General features: G+C 34.1%; 15 protein-coding genes. 7 read left to right on the top strand and 8 right to left on the bottom strand.

From position 1 onward, the window contains the following. The first annotated feature begins 319 nt into the window (after positions 1-319). The 4 genes from NST77_RS06225 to NST77_RS06240 all read left to right on the top strand — a co-directional run bounded on the left by NST77_RS06225 (position 320) and on the right by NST77_RS06240 (position 5,539). A complete protein-coding gene (locus NST77_RS06225) occupies positions 320-2,938 on the top strand; it encodes a glycosylhydrolase-like jelly roll fold domain-containing protein (RefSeq protein WP_341122804.1) in 2,619 nt (872 codons plus the stop codon). 652 nt (positions 2,939-3,590) lie between these two features. Further along, complete coding sequence (locus NST77_RS06230) at positions 3,591-3,761, top strand: sporulation protein Cse60 (RefSeq protein WP_095329266.1); 171 nt, start codon at positions 3,591-3,593, stop codon at positions 3,759-3,761. 36 nt (positions 3,762-3,797) lie between these two features. Continuing rightward, complete coding sequence (locus NST77_RS06235) at positions 3,798-4,016, top strand: hypothetical protein (RefSeq protein WP_163186544.1); 219 nt, start codon at positions 3,798-3,800, stop codon at positions 4,014-4,016. Between the two features lie 743 nt (positions 4,017-4,759). Continuing rightward, positions 4,760-5,539, top strand: coding sequence for an EcsC family protein (locus NST77_RS06240; protein ID WP_123259105.1), 780 nt, complete (start codon positions 4,760-4,762; stop codon positions 5,537-5,539). 91 nt (positions 5,540-5,630) lie between these two features. On the opposite strand, the gene NST77_RS06245 is transcribed toward NST77_RS06240, so the two are convergent. Together NST77_RS06245 and NST77_RS06250 are read right to left on the bottom strand one after the other, a co-directional pair. Continuing rightward, positions 5,631-5,771, bottom strand: coding sequence for a hypothetical protein (locus tag NST77_RS06245; RefSeq protein ID WP_164463874.1), 141 nt, complete (start codon positions 5,769-5,771; stop codon positions 5,631-5,633). 200 nt (positions 5,772-5,971) lie between these two features. Further along, a complete protein-coding gene (locus NST77_RS06250; protein ID WP_164463791.1) occupies positions 5,972-6,565 on the bottom strand; it encodes a DedA family protein in 594 nt (197 codons plus the stop codon). 454 nt (positions 6,566-7,019) lie between these two features. Here NST77_RS06250 and psiE point away from each other — a divergent pair, with 454 nt between their 5' ends. After that, the gene (gene psiE, locus NST77_RS06255) at positions 7,020-7,448 is read left to right on the top strand and encodes a phosphate-starvation-inducible protein PsiE (RefSeq protein WP_123257492.1); all 429 of its coding nucleotides are present in this window, start codon (positions 7,020-7,022) and stop codon (positions 7,446-7,448) included. A 239-nt stretch (positions 7,449-7,687) separates the two neighbouring features. Here psiE and NST77_RS06260 read toward each other — a convergent pair whose 3' ends face one another. Genes NST77_RS06260 through NST77_RS06270 form a run of 3 tightly spaced genes read right to left on the bottom strand, consistent with a single transcriptional unit; the run spans position 7,688 to position 12,509 of the window. Continuing rightward, a complete protein-coding gene (locus NST77_RS06260; protein WP_341122805.1) occupies positions 7,688-9,490 on the bottom strand; it encodes an ABC transporter substrate-binding protein in 1,803 nt (600 codons plus the stop codon). Positions 9,491-9,520: 30 nt separating this feature from the next. Then, complete coding sequence (locus NST77_RS06265) at positions 9,521-11,035, bottom strand: ABC transporter permease (protein WP_095329271.1); 1,515 nt, start codon at positions 11,033-11,035, stop codon at positions 9,521-9,523. Between the two features lie 13 nt (positions 11,036-11,048). Further along, the gene (locus NST77_RS06270) at positions 11,049-12,509 is read right to left on the bottom strand and encodes an ABC transporter permease (RefSeq protein ID WP_371471269.1); all 1,461 of its coding nucleotides are present in this window, start codon (positions 12,507-12,509) and stop codon (positions 11,049-11,051) included. 136 nt (positions 12,510-12,645) lie between these two features. Between NST77_RS06270 and NST77_RS06275 the strand changes: the two genes are divergently transcribed. Together NST77_RS06275 and murI are read left to right on the top strand one after the other, a co-directional pair. Continuing rightward, complete coding sequence (locus tag NST77_RS06275) at positions 12,646-14,376, top strand: dipeptide ABC transporter ATP-binding protein (protein WP_163186555.1); 1,731 nt, start codon at positions 12,646-12,648, stop codon at positions 14,374-14,376. A gap of 256 nt (positions 14,377-14,632) precedes the next feature. After that, positions 14,633-15,418 carry a glutamate racemase gene (murI, locus tag NST77_RS06280; RefSeq protein ID WP_163186557.1) on the top strand — a complete coding sequence of 262 codons (786 nt, stop codon included), beginning with the start codon at positions 14,633-14,635 and terminating at the stop codon, positions 15,416-15,418. Positions 15,419-15,525: 107 nt separating this feature from the next. Here murI and NST77_RS06285 read toward each other — a convergent pair whose 3' ends face one another. The 3 genes from NST77_RS06285 to thrC form a co-directional block, all read right to left on the bottom strand. After that, entirely contained in the window at positions 15,526-16,770 is a 1,245-nt protein-coding gene (locus tag NST77_RS06285) for an MFS transporter (RefSeq protein ID WP_095329275.1), read from the bottom strand. 23 nt (positions 16,771-16,793) lie between these two features. Continuing rightward, entirely contained in the window at positions 16,794-17,720 is a 927-nt protein-coding gene (locus tag NST77_RS06290) for a bifunctional helix-turn-helix transcriptional regulator/GNAT family N-acetyltransferase (protein WP_095329276.1), read from the bottom strand. A gap of 212 nt (positions 17,721-17,932) precedes the next feature. After that, entirely contained in the window at positions 17,933-19,207 is a 1,275-nt protein-coding gene (thrC, locus tag NST77_RS06295) for a threonine synthase (protein ID WP_095329277.1), read from the bottom strand. Positions 19,208-19,238 lie beyond the last annotated feature (31 nt).

The following is a 19,238-nucleotide window of genomic DNA, read 5'->3' on the forward strand; positions in this document are numbered from 1 at the left end:
GCGAAATTAAAACCGCCGGTTCTACCGGCGGATACTTACTTACTTTCCATTCTTTAAGGTATTGGATAAAAAGGCGGTAGAGGAAGAAATGAAAAGTAATGATGTAAGTATTTCTGTTTGATAATAAGACTGAACATTATGAATATTAACATTTTTCAGTGGGATACTAGGTAAATTACAATCAAATAAGAATAAGTAAGAGGAAGATGAGTAATCAAGTAGCTTGTGAGAAGAAGGGATACTTGGTTGCTCCTCCCTAATTAAAGTGGATATCACAGCTAAGTTGTATATTAGAAAGAAATGGTAGGGAGAGATAGTGATGAAGAGAGTGAAAGAGGTATTAGATAATAAAAATGATAATTACATATTACCTTTTTTTTGGCTTCACGGAGAAGATAATGACATTTTAAGAGATTATGTAAAAAAAATATATGAATCAGGGATTAAAGCATTCATTGTTGAATCTAGGCCACATCCTGATTTTCTTGGTGAGAGTTGGTGGGAAAACATGGATACACTGATGGAAGAAGCGAAAAAGCTGGGAATGAAGGTTTGGTTATTAGATGATTCTCATTTTCCTACAGGATATGCGAATGGAAGAGTGAAAAATGATTATCCTCAATATATAAAAAAATATTTAAAAATCCATCAGTTAGACTTTGTAGGACCATTAGAGGATGCCACTATATTAGTTAATCGTGGCAATACAAAACAGTTATTTTCAAAAGAGAAAGAATATATACCTGATAAGCTACTAAAAATAATAGCTGCAAAGAGAACAGGTAATAGTAGTTTTGATTCCACCAGTTTTATTGATATCACGAACTTTGAAATTAATGGAATTTTAAATTGGAGTATACCTGAGGGTCAATGGCGCATTTTTGTGTTGATGGAAACAATAGATGGGGGAGAGCCGCAAACAGAAGGGTATTTAAACCCATTGGAATCACAAGCTACTCGAATATTAATTGATGAGGTTTATCAACCTCATTACAAACGCTATCAATCAGAATTTGGCAAAACGTTTGCAGGTTTTTTTTCGGATGAACCGAGATTTGGTAACATGCATGGAGCGGAAGGATCTATTGGAAGAAAGGAGATGGTCTATCCTTGGAGAGAAGGTATGTTAGAAGAATTTTTCTTAGATGATTATGTATTTCTACCTTTACTGGAACCAATTGAGTCTGATGGTAAAGAAAAAGAAGTTCGGTTGAAGTATATGGATATTGTTTCTAAAGAATATAGTAATAATTTTACAGGAGTATTAGCGGAATGGTGTCAGAAAAGAAATGTGGAATATATTGGTCATTTAATAGAAGATAATAATTCACATGCACGACTAGGATATGGAGCTGGACACTTTTTTCGTGCGATTAAACCACAAGATATGTCTGGAATTGATGTTGTTCTTAATCAAATAATGCCAGGAATGGATAAAAATATTAATAAGTCCATAACAAAAATGGGGTGGGATGGTGAATTCTTTCATTATGGTCTAGCTAAAATGGGAGCCTCACTTGGTCAGCTTGATAGAAAAAAAGGGGGCAGAACGATATGTGAAGTGTTTGGAGCATATGGCTGGGCGGAAGGACTTTCATTAATGAAGTATATTGTCGATCACATGCTAGTTAGAGGAGTTAATCACTTTATACCTCATGCATTTAGTCCTAAAACATTTCCTGATCCCGATTGTCCACCACATTTTTATGCTAATGGACATGATCCAGAATTTAGATATATGTATATTTTAAATAATTATATAAATAGGATAAGTCATTTGTTTAATGGTGGGAAACATATTGCGAAAGTAGGTATTCTTTATCATGCGGAAGCTGAGTGGCTTGGTAACTATATGCTGTTTCAAGAACCTGCTCGTGTATTGATGCAACATCAAATAGATTTTGACATTATTCCAATTGATTATGTTATGGAGAGTAAAATTACGAATAACGAATTCCTTATTAACAATAACGAATTTCATACATTGATTATTCCCTATGCAGAATCGTTACCTTTATCATTTATGGAGAAAGTAGAAGCGATGTCTAAGAATGGAATAAGTATATATTTTGTAAATAATTATCCATTATATAGCGAAAAAAACAAAAGGTTGGATGAAAGCTTTTTTAGTGGAACCAATAAGGTTAATTTAGAATCATTAGGAGAGGAATTGAAAATAAAAGGAACGGAACTGATAGTTAGTGAATACCAACCGTACTTAAGATATTACCATTATGAGCATATAGATGGGAACCTTTATATGTTTTTTAATGAAGATCCTTATCAAGAAATCAATACAGTAGCTGAACTTAATTCTGAGAAAGTACTCTTAAAATATGATGGATTTAATAACGAGTTATTGTCATATGATCAATTTAATAAAGAAGGAAAAAAACAAATACCGATACAGTTACAACCTAATGAATCATTGATACTTGTAGATAATAATAAGTTTGAGGGGATGATAACTAAAAATGTAAATCAATTGGAGGGAAAAGAGACTATCCTCCAATTAAAGTGGAAAGTTGAATTTTGTACCGCATTAGAATACCCCACATTTGGTAATTTGCAGGAATTAAATAATTTGATTAATATAAATAAACTTCCTGGTTTGGAATGTTTTTCAGGTAATTTTAAGTATACTTCTACATTTAATAGTATCGATCTAACAGGTGATAGATTTATATTAGATTTAGGAATAGTAAATGAAATTGCTGAGGTAAAACTGAATGGAGAATTGGTTGGAATAAAAATATGTACTCCATATAGTTTTGAAATAACGGATTATCTACAGAAAGGAATAAATCATTTAGAAATCGTAGTGGTGGATAATTTAGGGAAGCAAGAACAGGACTTTTTTTCTCAATTTATACCTATGAAGCCATCAGGTTTATTAGGGCCTGTAAAAGTGATTGAGTATAAAGGTAATTATAGTTAGTAGAAAAGAAATTTAATAGCCTAATACAGGTATTATTTAGTTTGTTAGGCTGATTTAAAGATGATGATGCTTCTTTAAAGAAATGTCTGCTAACCCGCGGCCGCGGGATGGTACTCTTTCTGTTACCGAAGGGCTACTAAGCAGTGGAAAAGGTGAAATGATCGATAGGCGAGGACAAAAAAATCTTCTATGGTAATTAATTAATGGCTATTTCAGTTTTTCTATATCTGAGGTAGCCATTTTATTTTGTTTTTAAAATTATTGGATTACAATTTTAAAACACAAAATCATAAATCTTTTAAAAGGTGATTAATGATGTTTATGTTTGTATAGATAATTGAGAAAACTTTTCTTTATTATCTTTAATGAATAGTTCTATACCAAATCCAGCAAAATCTATTTTTAGTAAAGTCCTTTTCTTTTAATTGAAACTTTTTAATTATTCAAAACGTATTTCTCTAGAAAGGAGGGAGTTAATTCACTATATTTTTTCCGTAAATGCCTTTCTATTTTGTTAATTGCCATGGTGGCAATAATAGTTGGATGTTCGGCTGAAAGGGAACAAAATATAAAACATCTATGGATATAAAAATTACTTAAAGAGATTGTTCAATTAATAATACAATAATTAGGAAAAGGCAGGTACAACCTTATGATTCAAACAAAAGTTATTTCGGAGAAAAATAAAAAATTCGAGAAACATTTAAATAAAGCGTTAAAGGAATTGGAAAATCATGAAGTAATGGATATTAAGTTCGCTGTGAACAATGACCCTATAACAGAAGAGGGAATTTATACAGCCGTTATATTATATAAAGCATAAGTTTACGAAGAATGCATCCTGTCTGGGATGCTTTTCTTGTCGGAGAAAAGTTGGGAAGTGTTATTCTGCCTTTTTAGCGTCAATAATAATACCTATATTTTATTTAATTTTCTTGTAAAAATAACCAAATTTAAAAGAGGAGTTAAGAGGAATGTTTGGAGTGAAGAAGAGAGCAGCTATACGTTAAGTAATTTAACTAATAGAGATATAGAAGTGGCAGAAAACCACTTCCAAGTGAAATTACCGAAAGCATAAATTATAATTCGAAAGAAGAACGGAGGAGAGTTACAATACAATGCATTACCGATATCCCTAAATCAAATGGAAAGGTGATGATAATATTTTAATAGAGCATCTATTAGGGATAATCTGTTACGCTTACGATGCCAACAGGAAATACAACTGTCAAAGAGGTAAAAGTGCTGGGTGAATCTTCCAAAGCAGTAACCTATTTAGAGCATTTTACTGATGATTTTTCAAGAGAATATAGATAGTGAAGTGATTACGGAATAGAGAATACCTTAAGAAGAGGAAAAGGAAGTTAATTAGAATTGGATGATCGCCTTGCACAAAAGCAATGTGAATGATTTAGAATACTTGCATAACAGGCCTGCTTAATAATTGCAAGGCTTTTTATTGTTTATTTTGCATAAGTGTTTATTTAAATAAATAAAAAATAGCTTTTAAAAGATGAGGATAATATGTTCCTATGTAATAATAGGCATTATTTTTATATGTAGGCCATTCCCTATATGCGTTAGCATTATTGATTCATACAGTGTACAGTGAACAACACACTCCCTAGTAAGATAAAAGAGAGCATGAGCATCGAGTAGAATAACTCTCTTTTTAATGAATCTTTTTTATATGAAAACTCGTATAAATGATTATCTTAAAAATCGAGTGAAATCAAATCTCGTCATTTCAATTCATTATGCATTTAAAAATAATTCGAAAAATGGGAGAAACAAATGGAATTGTTAAACAAAAATAAAGCAATGGAAAATCAAAAGCTGCTTAGAAAGAAATTAAAGAATATTGAAAAATGGGAGAAAAATCAAAAAGGTTTGTTCTTTTGGGAAAAAATCGGAAGACTTCCATTTGTGCTATTGGATAAATTGACACCGACATACATCCAAGAGAAAATACATATACTATTAGATGAAATTGCCGTATATATTGATAATGGCGGACAGTATCTCGTGGATAATGAGAAAACATTGTATAAAGTTAAAAAAGAATTATCGTTAAAGGAAGATGTGAAATTGGAAGATATAAAACATTTTCCGATTGATTCTATGGAACAGACAGCAGAAACCTTTATCAAAAATCGTGCGAAAAATGCCCAAATTCAAGGGGCTACAACTGGTTTTGGCGGTATTTTTACACTAGCTGTTGATATCCCCCTTATCTTTGGAATTACGTTGAAAACCATCCAAGAAGTAGCAGTAGCATATGGTTATGACCCTTCAAATAAGGAAGAGCGAATATTTATGATTAAATGTATGCAATTTACTTCTTCTGATATAGTTGGAAAAAGAGCCATTTTAAATGAATTGACCAATGCCTCTAAGGAGGAAGGTTTCGCACAGCTACAAGGGTGGAGAGAGGTGTTTGCTTCTTATCGAGATAATTTCGGATGGAAAAAACTTTTTCAAATGATACCAGTAGCGGGAATGATTTTTGGTGCCTATATGAATAAAGCAGCCATAAAAGAGGTAGGGGAAGTTGCTAATATGCTTTATCAAAAACGAAGAATATTGGAAAGAATTGGCTAAATAGTTGAACAGTTAGAAATCCAACCATATGATAAGGGAGGAAAGGGCAAAAGAAGAGCCCCCTTGATGGAACTAGAGGGCAGCTTTTAAATTATTTTCTTTTCGATTCCTGGATGGATACATGCTTTGGCCTTTTTGGATAGGATGCTTTTCCTGAATCATCTGGACCAGTAAGATCATTTCGCTGATCGAGAACTTTTTCCGTAAACTCAACTGGAATTTCTTTTTTCATCTTTACCACCTCCATTTAATAGGATGGGTAAAAATAAAAATCCAATCACAGGTAAATTTTCCATTTCCGATTTTAGCAGTAATCTCGATAGCGAGGGGGACATAGAAGTATTGCTACATTCACTTAATCTATTATTACAGGAAAAAAAGAAACTAGCTTCAGTATGGTTTAAATACATGCTGGAGCTAGTCCTTTTTCAACTATTGTACCTTTACTTTTTTACGTTTAGTAAACAGAAAAATAATAATAAATATTGCGATAGGGATTAATAAATAGTTCGTATATTGACCAAATACTTCGCCCGCTTTTTTCCATTGAGGTCCTAATTTATAACCTAAATAGACATACATCGCTGTAATGGGAAGCATGGCTAAATAAGTATAAATGATAAATTTCCATATATTCATTTTGGCCATTCCACAAGGAATCGAAATAGCCGTTCGGACTAACGGAATGAATCGTCCTAAAAAGGCGATACTTCCACCATATTTTTCAAAAAATTGATCCGATTTAGTAATATGTTCATCCTTTAAAAGAAAAAAATTTTTGAACTTCATAATGGCAGCTCTTCCACCATATCGGCCTAATGCATATAAAGTGAGTGGTCCCAATACACCACCAATCGAACCCGCAAAAATAGCCATATATAAATTCATATCTCCTTCATATACCCAATAGCCAGCTAACGGTAGTACCAGTTCTGCTGGAACAAATTCAAAAGTTAGTGCAAGCATAATACCAAAATATGAAAGTCCTTTAAAGGCCTCTATCATTTGTAAAATCAAATCTTCTATGGAAATCTCCTCCTATTATTTATGATAACGCAGAATTCAAACTACATCTTTATATGTAAGGCGAAAGTAAGTCTTTTACGTTATAGGTTATGTATTATTGCTTTAATATCAATAAAAGAAAATTATACTATACAATTGTAAACCTGTCGAATAGGATTTAGCATAGCAAAGAAGAGTGAGGAACAGTTATCTCAAAATTGCTATTGTTATATGTCGAAAAATATAGTTTTGACGAAAGGTCTCGAAGACAGAAGTATGGTGAAAGGAAAGATTTACAGCAAAATACGTCATTAAGAAAGGGGATTTATATTAGCGATAGCCTGATAGGAGCATAGATTTGGAAAGGAAAAGATGGTGTAAATGAGAAGTATTAAAAAGCCTCCTTTTTAATGGTTAATAATACAAAATGGCTCATATTAAATAGATAACATACCTAATAAAAGGAGCTAGATGGATGCAAAGTGTAAGAGCAAATCTAATCAAGTTTTTTACGCAACTGCCTATATTTTTACAAGCATTATTGAATAGCTGTTTGTTTCTTATAGGGATAACATTGAGTTTTTTTCTTATAAAAGAAACATGGTTTATCTTTTCCTATGTCGCTTTTGTAACAGAGGATGAAAGAGATTATTATTTATTTACTGAGGAACTGCTAACTTTCTTCTTATACTTTGAATTTATAGCTTTAATCATCAAGTATTTTGATTCGCATTTTCATTTTCCATTACGCTATCTCATTTATATTGGTATTACAGCTATAGTAAGATTAATTATTGTGGAGCATGATGCGCCCATTAATGCCTTCTGGTGGGCATTGGCTATTCTTATTTTGATTATTTCATTATTATTAACGAATTTAAGAATTCTCAAGAGGGATTATTAGTAATACTTTTGAAAGAAGAAAAGAAGAGATCTTTTACCAATAAATAGTGATCGATATAGATAGGCTAAGCCTTTTTGAACCACAATACCTTTGCAAAAAGGTTAGGGCCAGCATTTTTACTCATAAATAGGAGAGAACACTATCTGAAGTTATTTATAAGAATATCCATAGAATAGAAGTTAGGATTGATGGGAAACTCTCTCTATCCTAACTACAAGATAGGATAGAGAGAGGAATAGTTATTTTCCTTCGTGGTACTTTTTTAAATATTCTTTTACTTTATCAGCATCAGCGTTTAACTCATTGCCAGTCTCTACTAATGGACTTACGGTCGAAACTGCTTTAATTTTATTGCCTTGATAATAGTTAATAAAGTCGTCTTGATTAATAGAATACAATACTGCTTTTCTTAAATCATCATTATTCGCTACTTCTCTATTTTTCGTATTGAATAATAAGTAGGTTACAGCGTTACTTTCTTGACGTTGCAGAGTAAGCTTGCTATCTTCTTCCACTAAATTATATTTCGTTTCAGGTACTCCATTGAAAAGGTGAATTTCACCATTTCGTAAAGAAGAAAGGGCGCTATCAGCATCTGCTATAAAGCGTACTTGAACAGTAGAAATTTTCGGCTCAACATCTGTACCTTTTTGGTATGCTGGATTCTTTAAGAATACTGCTTCGTAATCATTTTTATAAGAAAGAATATAGGGGCCGCTAGCAAATAATGTATTATTATATTTGTCGCCTTCAGTTACTGTATTTTGATCCCCATAAGGAATGTCTTTATTGATGTCAAAGGAAGCTACATCATACGTATTAATGCTTTCTACTTGTTTCTTAGAAACGATACCTGCCGATTGATGGGCTAAATAATTCAAAACTTGTGGGAATGGCTCAGTAGTAATGACTTTAACTACTTGATACTTGCCTTCCTTATTATTTGCATCTTTTTTATCAGAGACTAATTCTGTAATTTCCTTGTCAAGATTTTTTTCTAGTGCGGCTTTTATGGTTGTGCCGCTTCCAGCTTCTTGCGCATTTAATTCTGCTAAATCTGTCACAAGCTCCGTTGTTTTAATATGTTCATGAAGGCTGTAAGTACGGTGATCCGGAACAGAATTTTTGTCTTTGGCGCGGTCAAGCGAGAAAATAACATCGTCTGCACCAACTCTTTCTCCAGTATCAACAGCTTTCTTGTCTTTGATTTGTGCAAAATTAATATCATCTCTTAGTAAGAAGTAATATTCAGAATTTCCATCAGCGATACTGTAATTATGAGATAGAGATCCTTCCGAAGTGACTTGGTCATCATCTGTTAAATTAATTAAACGGACATACATATTTGTATTTAATGTATTAATAGATCCATCATTTCCTTTAATCGGATCAAGAGAAGTTAGTGTAGAAATAGCTTGTTGAACAATTAATGGATCTGTATTTCTTTTGGAAGTATCTTTAAAGTCAATTGTTTCCCAAGCGATTGCTCTAGATTTTGCAAGTCGAACAGTTGCTGGATTCAAGACTTCTTTATTTACTCCTTGGGCTTTATAAGAAATGTATAAAGGAGCGATATAAGCTTTATCAAATACTAGTTTTTGTTCTAATTCCTTATATGTTTCTTTATATTCATCCGGTGATTGCGTACTTGCCTTATCAATTAAAGTATCAATTTCTTCATCTGCTAAAATACTATAATCTCCGCCTGTTTTAAAGAGGGAGCGTACTGCATAATCTGGGTTACCTGTTACAGTCGTCCAGCTAGATACCGCAACATCATAATTTCCAGCATCTTGTTGTGCTTTGAAGCTCGCATAGTCTGGTTGAAGATTTAATTTAACGTCAAATCCATTTTTTATTAATTGATCTCTTAAAATATTGATGTCAGACTCACTTGTGCTGCTGCCCAAGATTTCAATAGTAGGTTTGGCACTTGATTTCCCATCATTCCCTTTGTCTTCCTCAACACTTGATTTCGTATTGACACATCCTGCCGCGACTAAAACAAAGACAAGCAAAAAGGCTAATAAACTCTTTTTCATGCAAAATTCCCCCTAAATAATATGTTTTAATTAATCTAACTTAGGATCTAATGCATCTCGAAGACCGTCTCCCAAAAAATTGAAGGAAAGGACTAAGGCTATGATGCATAATCCAGGATAAATGGCAAGATAGGAATGGGATTCAAGATAGGCACTTCCGATTTTTAGAATATTCCCCCATTCTGGAATATGCGGTTCAACCCCTAATCCAAGATAGCTTAAACTGCTTGTAGCTATCACAGCACTGCCAATAGTAAGAGTTGACTTAACAATCATCGGTGCAAGCGAGTTTGGAACTGCGTGCCTAAACAAGATGGTAAAATTATTTGCTCCCAATGCTCTTGCAGATTCAATATATTCGAGATTCGTAATCATGAGAATATTTGCTCTCATCGTTCGCGCATATGTTGGGATAGAGCCAACACTTAAAGCGATAATGAGGGTGATTGTATTCGAACCGAATGCGGCAATAATGACAATTGCAAGTAAAATACCAGGAATAGCATACAATATATCCAATAGCCTCATGATTACGTTATCTGCTCGATTACCATAATAACCAGCTAAGGCACCTAAGAACCCACCGATAAATAATGGAATAATAGTAGAAAGAAACCCTACAGTTAATGAAATTCTTGCTCCGAAAATAATTCTAGAAAAAAGGTCTCTACCAAAATCATCTGTACCTAAAGGATAGGCAAGACTGGGTGTCTGAAGGATGGCAGCGTAATTATTCTCCATTGCCATATCTTTATCGAATGTTAGATAACTGCATATAGATAAAGCAAACAGAAAAATAATAAAGAATAGGCCAAGCATGGCAGAAGCATTGTTGGTTATTTTCCTCCACGTTGTATTCCATCCAGCTTTCCCAGACAGTTTTTCTTTTCTTAAATCACGCAAGAAATTTATTCCTAAAAAAAGGGCAAATAAGTTCCCTGATAGTCCAGTAAGGAACAAGATTATTGAAAGTACGATAATTTTTGTAGCGTTTAAAGTACTTCTGTCTTTTTTGGATAGAAAATAAAAGACGTAAAGATAAAAAAAAGAAATCGCAATGAGAATATACATGCCTAGTAAAAACGTGTCTGCTACATATGGTTTAAACAAATTTAAAGCAGAAACAGCAATCACAAAAAACTGTGTTAATAGCATGTAAACAGCAAATATATAGTCAATTGATTTTTTTTCTTTAATCAGTAAAAGTCCAGATGAAGCAGTAAATACATTTCCAAACAGTACACTTAATAACTGAATATATCCCCATTTTCTTGTTGATTTTTGAATAGAGCCAAACTGCTTCAGGTTTTGTTTAATCTTCCATGTAATCAATACCTGTATAATCGATACGAATAGATAGGCAGCAAATGCACTAAAGAAAAATGGCTTAATCGCAGCCGATGAATAATCAAAGCCATTGATTAAGAAAATGACGGTCAGAATAAGAGAAACGATTAAGGAAAAAACTGCTTGTGAATATTCTAAAGATACTTTCTGTGCTTGTTTTCTTCGGTAATGTGGTGTATCTACCGTATTATTGGACATCGTAACACCTGCTTTAATATTGTTTCATTTTCGTACGTATACGTGGGTCAAAGAATGCATACAATACGTCAATTAATAAATTTACTAGGGAAATCGTTATGGCAATATAAACCACTCCGCCCAAAATGCTCGGAATATCAGGTATGAATTGCTTGTCAACAATAAAGCTTCCTATTCCGCTAATATTAAAAACTTTCTCTGTCACAGCTGCTCCACCAAGCATTCCGCCAAACAATAGACCGATAACAGTAATGACTGGAATCATGGCATTAGTGACAGCGTGCCTCCATATTACAGTTGACTTACTTAAGCCCTTTGCCTTTGCCGTAATAATGTAATCTTCATTAATGATTTCAAGTGTAGAAGAACGCATCATCCTGGCAATAGAAGCAGTAAGACCTGTTCCAAGAACGACTGCAGGCATGATAATGGAAATCCAATTATCAGGTACGTATGTAGCTGGAAACCATTTTAATTTAATCGAAAAATTAAGAATAAAGATTAACCCTTGCCAAAAATTTGGAATAGATAAACCGATTAAAGCAATAAACATAAAACTATAATCAAAAATAGAGTTAGGTTTAGTTGCTGAAATAATGCCTATAGGAATCGCAATAAGGATTGCCATAATAAGCGAAATAAAAGCAAGTGTAAATGTGATTGGAAACTTTCTTGCAATACTGTTTACGACTTCCTCATTTCCTGTGTAGGAATTACCTAAATCAAAGGTGAAAATTCCTTTAAAGGCTTGTATCAATTGGTGAAAATAAGACTGATCAAGACCATAGATATGATTAAAGTTGGCAATCTGATCTTTCGTTGCTGTTTCCCCAAGGATATTAACTGCCGGATCAAATGGTGAAAAATATAAAATAGTAAAGACAAGAAGTGTTACGCCAAAAATGACGAAAATGCTCATTATTAATCGCTCTAGGATGAACTTTAGATAGGGATTGATACAGATCAGCAAAAATACATACATCAGTAAACCAGGTAAAAACAAAAGGGAAATTATCTTTTTGTTTGTAATGAAAGCTAGGAAGGTTTCTGAAAAGGTTACCTTCTTGTTTCCTAACGCAAGCATTTTTTCCTTACTTCTTTCCATTATGTCCGTTTGAAATTGCTCATTTGCCCATTTTCTTGCTTCTTTATCTAGTTCAGAGGGTGTATGTGATTGATTGAAAAATTGTATCTTCTTTTCTAGTTGTAAGCGAAATTTTTTATGTAAGCTTTCCCAATGCCCCTCTTTACGTAATTGCTCTTCTATTTCTTCCATAAATTTTTTTGAAGGATCATTCTGTTTCTTGAACAAATACAGGAACAAGGCGAAGAGTGTGACAGGCAAGCCCAAAATATAGATTGCCCAGCGATAAACAGGTCTTTTTTGAAGCTTAATAAAGCTTTCTTGTACAAGAGTACGGACTGATCTAGTACGATTTTTGACTTTGCTGCTTTTTACATGAACAGGTTCCAAAATATTGTTTCCCCCCCTTTTTCTTTAAATTGCATTATTCCGACCTGTATAGTATATTTTATTTGTAGATATCAGAAAAATCAATACATAGTTTGAAAGAAAAAGAGAAATAAGAAAAAAGATAGTGGGGGAGATTATGGAAGTAGTATTAAAGGTTGATAATCTGAGAGTCTCATTTACTTCAAATGAACAAGAGCTTGAAGCGGTAAGGGGAGTTAGTTTTGATATTAAAAAGGGAGAGACATTAGGTATAGTTGGGGAGTCAGGTAGTGGAAAGAGCGTAACAGCTCGTTCTATTATGCGACTACTACCATCCCCGTCATCTCACTTGAAAAGTGGCGATATAACATTTTTGGGAGAAAATCTAGCAGAAAAAACGGAAAAGGAAATGGAAGGAATTCGCGGGAAGGATATTGGAATGATATTTCAAGATCCAATGACTTCTTTAAATCCTACGATTAAAGTTGGGAAGCAAATTGCAGAAGGGATTTCTAAGCATCAACGTCTGTCAAAATCACAAGCGAAAAATCAGGCGATGGAATTACTGCGGCTTGTTGGCATAAGGCATCCCGAAGAAAGATTTAATCAGTATCCACATGAATTTTCAGGTGGAATGAGGCAAAGAGTAGTAATCGCAATGGCATTGGCTTGCCGTCCAACTTTACTTATTGCAGATGAGCCAACTACGGCATTAGATGTTACTATTCAGGCTCAGATTCTTGCTTTAATGAAGGAGATGCAGCAACGATTTGGCACTTCTATCATTCTAATTACACACGATCTCGGTGTAGTGGCAGGAATGTGTGATCGTGTAGTAGTGATGAAAGAAGGAGAAATAGTAGAGACTGGCACAACAGAGGACATATTTGAGCAGCCAAAGCATGTCTATACAAAAAAGCTGTTAAATGCTTTACCAAGACTTGATGAGAAAAAGAAGGTGAAACGAAAAGTCAGTATAACTTCAGAAGCCCTTGTTCACCCAATCCTTGAGGTTAATTCATTAAACAAGCATTTTGATCTTGGCAAGGGGAAGATAGTAAAAGCAGTAGATGACATTAGTTTTCATATCCAGGCTGGTGAAACATTAGGGCTTGTGGGAGAATCAGGATCTGGTAAATCAACGACAGGAAGATCGATTTTACGCTTGCATGAGCCAACTAGCGGTGAAACCCTATTTCAGGGAATTCCTGTTAATCGACTAACTAAGAAAGAGTTGAAAATGCTTCGACGTCATATGCAAATTATTTTTCAAGATCCTTATGCAAGTCTTAATCCAAGGTTTAAAGTTCTTGATATTATTGGCCAGGCGCTAGATATCCATCAGCTATATAAAGATACTCATCTCCGTTTAAAAAGGGTAGAAGAGTTATTAGAACTGGTAGGATTGGAAGCAAGTCACGCTTACCGTTATCCACATGAATTTTCAGGCGGACAAAGGCAAAGAATTGGCATTGCAAGAGCACTGGCAGTGGAGCCATCTTTCATCGTTTGTGATGAACCGTTATCTGCGTTGGATGTATCTATTCAAGCACAGATAGTAAAGCTTCTAGAAGAACTGCAACAAAAACTGGGTCTTACGTATTTATTTATTGCTCATGACTTAGCTATGGTGAAACATATTTGTGACAGAGTTGCCGTCATGTATGCGGGGAAAATAGTAGAAATTGCCGAAAGCGAAGAACTTTATTCCAATCCTTTACACGATTATACAAAGGCATTACTTTCCGCCATCCCAATCCCTGACCCTAAGATAGAGAAAAATAAGAAGATAATGAATCCAATAGATAATCGACAAATAAAATATGAGGTGGAGAATACACAACTTAAAGAGGTTTCAACTGGACATTGGGTAGCGATGCCTGTTTAGCATTGCTGCTCTGATAGGAAAATTCATAATATTATACACTTTGAGGTACTCCTAATTCATTAGATAGCTTTCATAATTTTTAATTTAAAAAAATAATCCATAAAGGTAATAGACGTTTTTGTTACATTATAATTCCGCAAACTCTTCTAACTATAAAGGACAGTTTACCTAAACAAAAGATAGAACTTAAAAACATTTAGAAAAAATGGTATTCTTAATAAGTGATATAAATTCTTTAGAAGAAGGTTGAAAAGTAGTGAGAATAGGATTTTTTGATTCTGGGATTGGTGGAATGAGTGTTCTTCACCAAGCAGTGCGGTTGCTTCCAAATGAAGATTACATATTTTATGCAGATACCTTACATGTTCCGTATGGTGAAAAATCAAAAGAAGAAGTACGAGATTATATTTTTAGTGCAGCAGATTTTTTAGCTGATCAAGGTATTAAAGCATTAGTGATTGCCTGTAATACGGCAACTAGTATCGCTGTAGACGATCTTCGCCAGAAATATGATTTTCCTATTTTGGGAATTGAACCTGCAGTAAAACCAGCAATTCAAAGCTGTGAAGGGAAACAAAAAAAGGTATTAGTATTGGCGACTAATTTAACACTTAAGGAAGAAAAGTTTCATAATCTTGTCAGAAGTTTGGACCAGCATGATATTGTGGACAGTTTAGCTCTTCCAGGTCTTGTCCAATTTGCCGAGAACTTTGAATTCAGGGAAGAGAAAGTAATCCCTTATTTAGAAGAACAATTGGCTTCGTTCGATCTTAGGCAATATGGAACAATAGTGCTTGGATGTACCCATTTCCCATATTTCGAAAACAGCTTAAGAGCAATATTCCCTGGGAATACGAATATCATTTCTGGAAGTATTGGAACGGCAAAGAACCTGAAAAGAACTCTTGAAGAAAAGAATCTAATTAATATAGAGGGAACTGGCGATATTACATTTTTCCAATCAGATATTAAGATAGAAGCTCAAGAAACATTAGCAAAGTATAAAAAATTATTAGGAATATTAGATAAAGTAATATCTTGATGCATTTCGAAGGTTGTCTTTATTAATTTAGTCAATATAATAGGGTAAGGTAAATAGAAAGGTAAGCCTGTTTATTCGGCTTACCTTTAATCTTGTAGTTATTTTTGCTATTTTTCTTTTTGCGTAATTTTATGAGGTTCAGGGAGGAATATGTTTAAGATGGCTGCTCCTACAAGGATTATAATGGAAAAATAAAAAGAAATAGTATAACTACCTGTTTCATTATAAAAGAAGCCTGGTAAATAAGCGCCCAATGCTGATCCTATTTGATGACTAAGAAATAGCCACCCTAAAATGAATCCAATGGAATATTCCTCAAAATACTGCGTTGCCAGCAATTGCGTTGGAGCAACAGTAGCAAAGTCGACCAATCCAAAGATTACTGCAAAAATGAGTAATAAAGTGGAATTGTGACTAGACAAGAGAATCGCAATAGATAATGCCCTTATTCCATATAAAAGGAATAACATTTTGCGACTGCTCCAGCGGTCAGCAATTATACCTGATAGTAAGATACCAATAATATTAAACCCAGCTAGTATACTTACGGCAGCACTAGTAACACTTGTTGAAAAACCATGATCATGCGAAAATGGTATAAGATGTGTATCCATTAATCCTGTGGTAGTAAAACCACAGATCGCAAAAGGTAAAATTAAAAACCAAAACTGTCTTTTTAGAAAGACATTCCATATGGAAGTGTTTGTATCTAGAGTCTTTTTTGGAACTGAATCGTCTTCGGCAATTTCGCCGCCAATAGGAACTAACCCTTTCTCTTTAGGATGATTTCGTAAAAATAAAAGGACGATAGGAAAGACAAAAAGCACTAAAAAGGCGCCTAAGATAACAACGGTCATTTTCCAATTTAGTAAGTGGATCAGCAAAAGGGATCCAGGGACGAGAAGCATTTGTCCCGCACCAAAGCCAGCCTCCATAATTCCAAACGCTAGTCCACGTTTTTCATTAAACCAATTGGTTACAACTACTGTTGCAGCTACATTAGAGGCTCCTCCCACACCGAGAGAAACCATAATTCCATAGAGAAAGAATAACTGCCAGGGATGTGTTACAAAAGCCGTGAGAAAAATACTTATACCTACTAAGAAAGTGCTAAAAGATAAAATGAGCCGAGCCCCCAATTTATCTACTAGTCTCCCAATAAGTGGTTGAGACAGTCCATAGATGATAAAACTCAACGTGGAGATAAGTGAAATGGTTCCTCTATTCATGGAAAATTCTGTTTCCCACGGCTCAACAAAAGCTCCAAATGAAAGACGAACACCTTGGACGGCTAGAAAAGTCAAAAATGTAACAAAAACAATAATCCATGCGTAATGAAATGTTCTTTTCATATTTACCCCTCAAATAATAGTAATTAGCTTTTTTTTAGATCTAAATCCCAGCGTTCTTCTATTAAATCGGCTCCCCACAAAGATTTTTCCTCTTGTATTTCCGTTATTTCAAACCCAAATTTTTTATATAGTGGTCTAGCTGTAACCATTTCACTAACGGTCCAAAGAAAAATTTGCTCATAATCATGTTCTTTACAATATTGGATAAGAGCGTTAATAAGTTGAGTGCCGATTCCTTTTTTGTGAAAGGATGGATTTACTAAGAACCATCTTAACTGTCCTATGTTATTGCCATCATTCACTAAGCCAATACAGCCTGCAAATTCGCGATTTATTTCTGCAATCCAGATTCTTTCGATATCAGCACGAAATGTCTCCTCCAGATAGGCTAAAAAACTGTTATCCCATTTATGGACTTGATTATAAAATAACCATTGATGTTCAATCATGTTGTTAATATCTTCTAAAGTATAATAACTTCTAATAGAAACGGTCTCCTCGTTTTTTTCGTTAAATGAGGCAGAAAGAATTTCTTGGATTGTACACATGGAGGCTATTAGCTTTTGCTGCTGCTCAGGGTTCAAAGATTCACGTATGTATTCTACTTGCTGATTAGCTTTTTTCTCCAACTCTTTGTAAATCAATTCCCCATGACTGGTAACATATAAAAGATGATTACGGCCATCATCTTTACACTTTTGCTTATAAACCATTTTCTCTTTTTCGAATTTTTTGACAATTCTACTTACATAACCGCCATCTAAATCTAATCTTTCTTGAATATTTTTGGCTGTACAATTTTCTGTGTTATAAATTTCAAAGAGAATACGAGTTTCTGTTAATGAAAAAGGGCTATTATAAATATGTTCATTTAGAAAGCCTAACACATCTGTGTAAAACCTATTGAATTTTCTGAATTCAAACCCAAACTTACTCTGCACATCTATCATTTTTAACACCTCAATTAATAGTATAATGTCATTATTTTCTTATTCTAGTCAAAATACTTGCTGAAGTCAACTATTTATTGAGCGTTATTTTTTAAAAGATAAATAGGTTAGTTTGCATGTAAAGTAGGAAAAAACGTTCCTGCAGGGATAGGAACGTTTTTGTTAAAGGGAGACTAATAAGTTTTCGATCAGCCGTCAAGTTCTTTCGACTTTCATTTTTCACTTTTCATTCTAGTACTTATGCTGCTCAGTGATAGATTAGTATGGTGAATGTTATTTTTATAGGTGGCATTGGTATTTTCCACGTGATGGTAGTACTTTAAAACATCCGTGTCTTTGAGAATATTTCCAGTCAGAATACATAAGGCGGATTCTTCTTTATCAATTACCTGTTTAGAAACTAAATTGCGCAGTCCGGCAATGGTTGCTGCTGAAGCAGGCTCACAGCCAATTCCGCTTTTATCAATCATAGCTTTAGCATCAAGAATCTCCTCATCTGTTACAGATATAGTAACTCCCTGTGTTTGGAATAGAGTATGCAATGCTTTTTTCCAGCTTGGTGGATTACCGATATTCAACGCAGAAGCACGAGTGTATGGAACAGGCTCAGGAATAAGTTCCTTTTTTTGTTGGGATACCATTTTATGAAATGGGCTAGCGCCTTCTGCTTGAACAACTGCCACTCGCGGCATTTTCTTAATTAATCCCAGCGTATATAAATCAGATAAGCCTTTTCCTAATGCTGTTGCATTGCTTAAAGCACCACCAGGAACGATTATCCATTCAGGTAATTCCCAGTTTAAATACTGTGCGATTTCATAAATAATACTTTTTTGACCTTCAATTCTAAATGGATTGATAGAATTACAAACATATAATTCAAGCTCATGGCTATATTTTTCTAAAAATTGAATGCCGTCGTCATAAGTCCCTGGAAAACTAAACACTTTTGCACCATAAGAAACTGTCTGTAGAACTTTATTTAAAGAGATATCTTTATCTGGGACGAATACATAAGAATTTGCGCTAGCAATGGATGCGTACATCGCTAAAGAAGAAGAAGTATTTCCGGTCGACGTACAAGTGAACTTCTTATATCCTAAGGAGTTTCCATGAGAAACAGCAACAGTCATGCCGTTATCCTTAAATGAACCACTAGGGTTCTCACTTTGTGCCTTGACAAAAACTTGTTTAAGCCCTGTATAAGTTTGTAGTAATTCTGAAGCATATAATCCTGTATTCCCTTCATATTTTGTGACAATAAAGTTATCAGGCAACTCAGGAAAGATTAACTCTTTGTATCTCCATACTCCACTTGCATAAGGTGTCATCCGTTCTGAAAGTCGTTCTTTAAATAAATGCTTTAAAAAATCAGCATCGTAATGTTGGAAATCATGCACGATATCAAGCAGACCGCCGCATGAACAATGATAGGCAAATTCACTTGAAGTAAATACTTTCTTACAGTCAATACATATAAATTTCATCGTTTTGGGTATCTTCTAGATCCCATTCACC

This window comes from Niallia sp. FSL W8-0177 (assembly GCF_038006285.1).
GTDB classification, from domain to species: Bacteria; Bacillota; Bacilli; order Bacillales; family Cytobacillaceae; genus Niallia; species Niallia circulans_A.

Excerpts from the sequence above, each read along its gene's own strand:
- NST77_RS06225 (WP_341122804.1), top strand. The coding sequence starts at position 320 with ATGAAGAGAGTGAAAGAGGTATTAGATAATAAAAATGATAATTACATA.
- NST77_RS06230 (WP_095329266.1), top strand. The coding sequence starts at position 3,591 with ATGATTCAAACAAAAGTTATTTCGGAGAAAAATAAAAAATTCGAGAAA.
- NST77_RS06240 (WP_123259105.1), top strand. The coding sequence starts at position 4,760 with ATGGAAAATCAAAAGCTGCTTAGAAAGAAATTAAAGAATATTGAAAAA.
- NST77_RS06245 (WP_164463874.1), bottom strand. The coding sequence starts at position 5,771 with ATGAAAAAAGAAATTCCAGTTGAGTTTACGGAAAAAGTTCTCGATCAG.
- psiE (WP_123257492.1), top strand. The coding sequence starts at position 7,020 with ATGCAAAGTGTAAGAGCAAATCTAATCAAGTTTTTTACGCAACTGCCT.
- NST77_RS06260 (WP_341122805.1), bottom strand. The coding sequence starts at position 9,490 with ATGAAAAAGAGTTTATTAGCCTTTTTGCTTGTCTTTGTTTTAGTCGCG.
- NST77_RS06265 (WP_095329271.1), bottom strand. The coding sequence starts at position 11,035 with ATGTCCAATAATACGGTAGATACACCACATTACCGAAGAAAACAAGCA.
- NST77_RS06275 (WP_163186555.1), top strand. The coding sequence starts at position 12,646 with ATGGAAGTAGTATTAAAGGTTGATAATCTGAGAGTCTCATTTACTTCA.
- NST77_RS06285 (WP_095329275.1), bottom strand. The coding sequence starts at position 16,770 with ATGAAAAGAACATTTCATTACGCATGGATTATTGTTTTTGTTACATTT.
- NST77_RS06290 (WP_095329276.1), bottom strand. The coding sequence starts at position 17,720 with ATGATAGATGTGCAGAGTAAGTTTGGGTTTGAATTCAGAAAATTCAAT.
- thrC (WP_095329277.1), bottom strand. The coding sequence starts at position 19,207 with ATGAAATTTATATGTATTGACTGTAAGAAAGTATTTACTTCAAGTGAA.